This is a genomic window from Endozoicomonas sp. ALC013, assembly GCF_049310205.1.
Classification (GTDB): Bacteria; Pseudomonadota; Gammaproteobacteria; order Pseudomonadales; family Endozoicomonadaceae; genus Endozoicomonas.
In genome coordinates this window covers 1-7,644 of sequence record NZ_JBLYNS010000187.1, presented here as the reverse complement: position 1 = coordinate 7,644, position 7,644 = coordinate 1, and the positions used below count along the sequence as shown (strand labels likewise).

Genomic DNA, 7,644 nt, shown 5'->3' with positions numbered 1-7,644 from the left:
CCCGGATATTTCATAAACTGCCCCGAATCTCGCGCCGGACTTTGTCGCTCTAAGGGATTTTGTGAGGGAGCGCCGTACCGGGGAGTACGGTCGACTGAACAAAACTCCCTTAGAGCGGCAAAGGACAAGCGAGAGCGGGAGCACGTTTATGAAATATCCGGGCTAGGGATTGAGCCATTTTTTAGAGTGTTTTTAACAAATTCAGGAAACTGCATTTGCAGCAACCCCTGATTTGGCCTTGGATACTCAAGCTAAATTTTCTTCACCAAGCGTTGCTATAAGGTTTCTTACATAATCTTCAGTGAGCTCAGCACAGCAGGTAAGCAACCTTCTTTCTACCGGACGTTTGGTAAGCTCATCTACATCTGATACGTGCATATCTTCAACTTTATGGAGTCCATTAAAGATGATGCTATCGCCAGGTTTTTCGTATTCAACTGTTTTTATGGTTTTTCCTACAGGAACGCACTTAGTATCTGATTCTTCTGCAAAACTTAATGCTCCACCAGAAAAACCATTGTTTTGTTGGATATAGGGGGATAAAAGAGTTGTCATGCTTAAAGAAGAGGCATCTTTATGCCAGGGCATATTACATATCTCTTGTTGTGCCGGGGTAAATATATACCTGAGCACTCCACAATGAACCTTCACAGTAAAATTCTTCCAATTGAGTTGGCGCCCCATGGATTGTAAGGCCTCTTTACACATTTCATTTATTGACTCTGTATGTGGCGCAAAATTTTGGTCAAAGCCCTCTGTACCTGAAAGCTTACCATTTTCATCAAATGTTACTGTTGAAAATACACGGTTCACATTTTCAGCTCTAATGTTGACTCGCTGCATTTGATTTCCATTGTTAAGGAACTTACAGGTAGGCAAACTATCAATTTCCTGATGTGCTTTTTCCATGGCTAATTTTGAAACAGCATTAGGCACTTTAATAATTATTTTTCCAGCATAATTCTTTCTTTCAGATTCTGTTACCTTTTGAGACATTAATATCTCTTCAACATAATCAGCATTAGCTATATTAGCTGCAATTAAATTTTCTTGAAATGGTTTAGCTGAATACATATAAAAATTCCTTACTATCTTAAAATATCATATTTAGATTTTAAGGTGGAATGATCTGACAGTGTGTTTAATAATTTTCACTGCGAGGGGTTAAGATAACTGACACCATTGAACAAAGAGAAATTATCCAAATGGCTGTAATCTTTCAGGTCAGGAGATTAAATAAGCTGGCTAATCGTCCACTATAAAATCAAGCAATTTCAATATAGTCTAAATTTTAAAAACTCCCAGCACGCCCTAAAAATTAATTTGCAAGCAATTAAGTTCAACTGGTTGGCACCTGACACAACTATGATTCGGGCGGTAGCCAGCCGGTTAATTTAAACTGTATTCTCCACCTGCCCATACCAGCCTTACAAAAATCCAGAAGGCTGAACCTGCAACACCCCTTGGTTTTGGAGTTAAGTTAAACTAAAGCTAAATTTTCTTCACCAAGCGCTACTGAAAGATGTCTTACATCATCTTCAGATGGATTAGTAAAGCAAACAAGCAACAATCTTTGCACGGGGCGTTCTTTAAGCTTCTTTTCATTCAATACATACATTTTTTTAACTTTATGAAGTGAGTTAATATTATCAAAGATGAAGCCGTCTCCTTGCTCTTTGTATTCAAATGTTTTTATGGTAGATTTTTCAGGAATACCAGAAGAACTTCTAGGAAGAGTACTAGAAACATTTGAATCTTTTGCAAAACTCAATGCTCCACCACAAAAACCATTATCGTGTTGATTATATGGAGATAACAGTGTTGTCATGGATAAAGTACATTTATCTCTATGCCATGGCATATTACATATCAATGTTTGTTCACTGGTGAATGGGTACCTGATCAAAGAGCACCAAGCCTCCACAGTACAATTCCTCCAGTGGAGTTTGCGCCCCATTGTTTGCAAGGCCTCTTTACACATTTTGTTTATTGAATCTGTATTCGGCTTAAAATTTTTATCAAAGACCTCTGTATCTGAAAGTTTACCAGATGCGTCAAATGTTACTGTTGATGGAAATAGATATTTATTATGTTTTTCTGGATCAATGATTGTGATATCCTGAAATTTATTTCCTTTGTTTTCAAAATCGATTGTAGCTAATCTATCAATTTCCTGAAACGCTTTTGCCAAGGTTGTTTTTGAAACAGTATTTGTTACCTTAACAATCACTCTTCCAGAATTATTTCCCGCCTTTATTGATTCCTTATTATCAGATAAGGATGAACCTTCAAAAGAATCAGTGAAAGCCACTGTAGACTCAGCACTTGATGATGCGGTTGAATACATATTAAAAATGCCTACTTTTTTTTATAAAACATATCTGAATTTTGGATTAGGTGCTCAGACTAAATTTTCTTCACCAAGTGCTTCTGAAAGAGCGATTACATCACCTATAGATGGCCAGGCAAAACAAAGAAGCAGCAGTCTTTCTACGATTTCTTCTCCATCCTTAATTTCATGCAATAGATGCATGTTTTCAACTTTATGCAATGATTTCAAACCATCAAAGATGAAGCCATCTCCCGGCTTTTTGTACTCAAGTGTTTTTATGGTACCCGCTACAGGAACTCCGGGAGAAAATAAGGAATTTTGTGCAAAACTCAATTCTCCACCAGTAAAACCATTGCCGTGTTGATAATATGGCGATAAAAGTGTTGTCATGGATAAATTACATCCATCTTTATGCCATTCCATATTGCATACCTGTGTTTGTTCATGGGTAAATTGATACCTGAGCACATTACAACGAACCCCAATAGAGAAATCCTTCCAGTTAAGTTTTTGTCCCATTGTTTGCAAGGCCTCTTTACACATTGCCTTTATTGAATCTGTATGGGGCGCAAATTTTCTTTCAAATGCTTCTGTATCTGAAAGTTTACCAGCTGCATCAAATGTTACCTGTGTTGGATGCTGTGAAACCTTGGAGTATTCTGAAGCAACAAGTTCAACCTGTCGTATTCTATTGCCACTATTGACAAAATCAGAAGTAGGTAAATTTTTAATTTCCTGAATAGCTTTTGCCAAGGTTAATTGTGAAACAGCATCTGGTGCTTTAACAATTATTCTCCCAAACTTGCTTGCTTTTTCGAATGATAAGATTTCATCAGACAAGGATGGATCTTCGATAGAACCAGATGAAGCCGCAGTAGAATGAATACTGGATGCTGTAGTCGAATACATCTTAAAAATTCCTTCCTTTTTTTATAAATCATATTTAGAAATCTCATGATAGTCTAAATTTTAAAATCCCACTTATCACTCTAGTCAACCAATTGATCCATTTTGAAAGGCAATAAATATACCCGGAACAACAAATACTGCGTGAGATTCGGGGCAGTTTATGAAATATCCGGGTTAAGCAGCAAGAATGACAACTTTCAGCATGTAAAACCTGCATCTTGAAACTGTCTGGTTATATAGCCTAAAGTCAATGCTATTGAATTACAGAGAATAAAACATGGATACCATTATCCGGCACGCCGAAACTCCCGACTTGCACGCTATTGGAGAGTTTTTCCGCGACCCGGGAGTAACCCGCCAGACCAGCCAGATCCCTTACCGCCCCCAGGCGTATTGGCACAATCTGTTCAATATGGACGACAAGAACCATATACAGCTGGTAGCCGAGTCCTCAGGACAAATCCTTGGCCTTCTCGGGTTACAAATACAGGACAACCCACGACGCAAACACTGCGCAAGTTTTGCTATTACCGTGCATCCGGATGCCCAGGGACAAGGCATCGGTAAACAGCTCATGTCGGCCATGGTAGAACTCGCCGACAACTGGTTGAACCTGGTGCGGATCGAATTAGACGTTTATACCGACAACTCCCGGGCTATCAGCCTCTACCAGGGCTTCGGTTTTGAGATAGAAGGTGAAAGCAAATGTGATGCCTTTCGCGATGGACAACTGGTCAACAGCTACCGGATGTCCAGAATCCGATTACCCGTAGCAACCCCGAAACCAGAGCACGCGCAGCAGCATAAAGCCCACCCCGGAATGACTGTTCGCGCCTTCAAACCTCAAGATACCGAAGCGGTTATCAGGCTATGGCAGCAGTGTGGTCTGACCACTCCACAGAATAATCCACAACGTGATATCGATCGAAAAGTGGCCATCAATGACGGCCTTTTCCTGGTAGGCCTGATCGAAAATGAAATCGTTGCATCGGTTATGGGGGGTTACGAGGGCCATAGAGGCTGGGTGAACTATCTGGCCGTCGCTCCCCAATGGCAACAATATGGACTGGGCAGAACCCTGATGGAAAAGTTGGAAACTCGTCTGGCAAAGCTGGGATGCCCAAAGATCAACCTGCAGGTACGCAGCGCCAACCAACAGGTTTTGGCCTTCTATCAATCCCTGGGTTACCAGACAGACCAGGTCATCAGCCTGGGAAAACGTCTGGTGCAGGAAAGCGCTAATACGCCTACACCCCGTTCACCCTGAGCGGAGTCGAAGGATGGGAGCACCGCACTTCGACAGCGCTCAGTGTGAACGGTATGGATATCAACGCTTGCCTAGTACATCTCTTCAATAATAAGGTTGAGACGTATAATCTTCGTTCACCCTGAGCGGAGTCGAAGGGTGATTGGCACGGTCTTTATTCAGAGTATGGTATTTACGCCCTTCGACTTCGCTCAGGACGAACGGAGTTTGGGCGTCATTGATAGAGGGAACCCATCAAATACATTGAAACCATGTACCAGGAGGCTGACGGGAATAGATTCCAAAAACTCTTTGCAACTCTCAGAGCAGAAAACAGTCTGATATTATGATTCCACATAATATGTAATACATCATGACTATTATCAGACGGCTTATCTCAATACTGGTTCTGCTCTCGTTTGCCACGGTGGGCAACACCGCCTCACAACGCCCTGTAGCCAACGATTTATCGTCGGCAGACTCCCGGCCCAAGCCAAAAGAAGTGGCATTCTCCCCCCGGAAACTCCGGCTGATTGACTATAATCCTGTGTCCGGAAACTACCTGTTCCGGGGCAACATGCCCGTTATCAAAGGCCGGTTTGCCTATCAAAAGCTTATTGACACCATGAACCAGAGAAGTATGGAACAGCTCCATACCCCCCTTCCCGAAGACATCTATATTTATGATTTTTCGTTGATCAGCAAACTCGGTGAACGTCATTTACTGAAACAGGAACAGATGTTTGCCCAAATCAACCCGGATTTGATGCAGCTGATCCACCATCCGGTTTATGGTGCTGCTTCCAATCCTGACTATTACCCGACGTCAGTTCTCCACATCATGCTCAAACTTCCCTTTATTGGTGATGTATACAAACTGGTAGACAAGCTCAACAAATTACTTAATCAGGAGTACACCAGGCCTGCCGCCATTTTTGTTCACTGTCAGGCTGGCAGTGACCGGACAGGCATGGTCATTGGCACTTATCAGATGCAGTTTCTGGGCAAAAGCTACCTTGAAGTGATTGAGGAAGCAGAGGAAATTGCAGGAAGACCGCTCAGGTCACTGCAAAAAAGAGCACTGAAATGGATCGCCTATTATTTGCGGGATAGTAAAGGCATTCAGAGTGTTGGTGCCATTTACTAGTACATTGTTTCAATGAGTTTGACGTGTACAATCTCCGTTCACCCTGAGCGGAGTCGAAGGGTGCTTGGCACGATCTATCAGAGTTCGGAGTTTTCGCCCTTCGACAGGCTCAGGACGAACGGAGTGCGGAGGCACGACAACCCGTCAAACTCATTGAAACCATGTACCAGGAGGCTGATGATCAAAACAGTTACCAGGTTCGGCTGACACAACGTTCTATTTCACGTCCCTACTGCCCTGCATGCGCTCTTGCCATTGCCTGGCGCATCACCACCATAACAGGTCAGCCGCTACCTTTTAATCTTTTCAAATTGGTGGTTTGTGGTGCATCCGATACATAGTAAAATAACTCGTTTTCATTCAGGCAAGATAGATCCAACAATGGCAATAAACTGGTATCCCGGCCATATGCACAAGGCCAAAAAAGAGATCCGTGAAGTGATACCAAAGATGGATCTTATTATCGAGGTGCTGGACGCGCGGCTTCCCTTCAGCAGCGAGAACCCGATGGTTGCCTCCCTGCGTAAAGACACACCCTGCATCAAGATTCTCAACAAGAGTGATCTGGCTGATCCGGCGGTCACCCAACAATGGGTAGACCATATCAACCGTACTTCCGGCATGAAGGCCATTGCCGTCAATCTGAAGCAACCGGACAAAATTCGCAGCATTCTGGATATGGCACCCGCTATGGTTCCTGAGCGAAATCTGGAGGTCAGCCAGCTGAAGGCCATCATCCTTGGTATCCCCAATGTGGGCAAATCCACCACCATCAATATTCTGGCCAGTCGCACAGTTGCCAAAACCGGCAATGAGCCGGCGGTCACCAAGCAGCAGCAGAGAATCAAACTGCCCAATAATATTGTCTTGCTGGACACCCCCGGCTTCCTCTGGCCCAAGCTTGAGCCGGAAGATTGCGGCTACCGTCTGGCCATCAGCGGAGCCATCAAAAACACGGTTATTGAGTTTGAAGACGTTGCCATGTACCTGGCCGAGTTTATGATGCAGCATTATCCGGATGCACTCTTGCAGCGTTACCAGCTTAAGGACATTCCGCAAACCGGCATTGAGCTGTTTGACAGGATCGGTCAGCGGCGTGGCTGTATGCGCAGGGGCGGTATTGCCGATACCCATAAGGTTGCCGAAATTCTGATCAATGAGTTCCGGGATGGCCAACTCGGTCGTATTACCCTGGAAACACCAGAAATGATTACAACCCAGCTGCAGGCCATGGAAGCAGCAAAAGTGGCAAGAGAAGCAGACAAGGCTGAAAAATAACCAGCATATTTATCAGACACTGAGGTTTGGACAATGATAACCTCTCGATATTCACACCATTCAACAGGACTACAGGAAAATAATACCGATGAGAAAGTTGTTATTGGTAGTTATGTTTGCATTTCCGATGATGGCTTTTGCCAAAGCGACGGACAGCGTTGAAAATACCAGCCGGTTTCAGGAAGGACCCCATTACAAAGTCGTTAAAGGGCTTGCCCCTTCTACCAGGCCAACCGTGACCGAGCTGTTTTCTATTTACTGCGGAGGCTGCTATCAGTGGGAGAAAGGACCACTGATTACCCTGAAGAGCTGGCTGAGTCAGCAGGACATTGAGTTCAAACAGGCGCATATGAACTTTATGGGTGCCTATGCCAAACAGGCCACCCTGGCATTGGCCATGACCCAGGGCACACCGCGCCATAACGCCGTCAAACAGGCTCTTTTCAGCCGCCTTCATGTAGAGCGCAAGGGCGACTGGCGAAACGATGCGGAATTCTTCCAGACCCTGGAAAAGGCTGGACTGAAACAGTCTGACTTCGAGGCGAACCAGAATAACCTGTTAGTGATGAGAACAGTACTGGACTGGAATCAGTATGGTGAACACGTTCATGCCGTTCCCGGCTTTATGGTGAATAACCGTTACCTGATCAATATGGGCAGCTTGAAGTCCCATGACGAGCTGAACGCACTGATCACCTACCTGACCAAACTTCCAGCGGAAGAGACACAATA

At 44.1% G+C, this 7,644-nt stretch carries 7 protein-coding genes; 4 read left to right on the top strand and 3 right to left on the bottom strand.

Annotated elements, in window-relative coordinates; translation table 11 throughout:
- Positions 1-246: 246 nt before the first annotated feature.
- The 3 genes from ACO6V1_RS21455 to ACO6V1_RS21445 all read right to left on the bottom strand — a co-directional run bounded on the left by ACO6V1_RS21455 (position 247) and on the right by ACO6V1_RS21445 (position 3,241).
- Positions 247-1,074 (bottom strand): hypothetical protein, encoded by an 828-nt coding sequence (locus ACO6V1_RS21455; protein WP_422450404.1) that lies wholly within the window; start codon positions 1,072-1,074, stop codon positions 247-249.
- A gap of 406 nt (positions 1,075-1,480) precedes the next feature.
- On the bottom strand, positions 1,481-2,347 hold the full coding sequence (locus tag ACO6V1_RS21450) for a hypothetical protein (RefSeq protein WP_422462638.1): 867 nt from the start codon (positions 2,345-2,347) through the stop codon (positions 1,481-1,483).
- A 54-nt stretch (positions 2,348-2,401) separates the two neighbouring features.
- Entirely contained in the window at positions 2,402-3,241 is an 840-nt protein-coding gene (locus ACO6V1_RS21445; RefSeq protein WP_422468436.1) for a hypothetical protein, read from the bottom strand.
- Between the two features lie 277 nt (positions 3,242-3,518).
- On the opposite strand from ACO6V1_RS21445, the gene ACO6V1_RS21440 reads away from it, so the two are divergent.
- The 4 genes from ACO6V1_RS21440 to ACO6V1_RS21425 all read left to right on the top strand — a co-directional run.
- On the top strand, positions 3,519-4,508 hold the full coding sequence (locus ACO6V1_RS21440; protein WP_422468434.1) for a GNAT family acetyltransferase: 990 nt from the start codon (positions 3,519-3,521) through the stop codon (positions 4,506-4,508).
- A 352-nt stretch (positions 4,509-4,860) separates the two neighbouring features.
- The gene (locus ACO6V1_RS21435) at positions 4,861-5,634 is read left to right on the top strand and encodes a hypothetical protein (RefSeq protein ID WP_422450399.1); all 774 of its coding nucleotides are present in this window, start codon (positions 4,861-4,863) and stop codon (positions 5,632-5,634) included.
- Between the two features lie 381 nt (positions 5,635-6,015).
- Positions 6,016-6,912, top strand: a complete 897-nt coding sequence (gene ylqF / locus ACO6V1_RS21430) for a ribosome biogenesis GTPase YlqF (protein WP_422468431.1) — start codon at positions 6,016-6,018, stop codon at positions 6,910-6,912.
- Positions 6,913-7,000: 88 nt separating this feature from the next.
- A partial coding sequence (locus tag ACO6V1_RS21425; protein ID WP_422468429.1) for a thioredoxin domain-containing protein occupies positions 7,001-7,644 on the top strand: 644 nt, incomplete at its 3' end.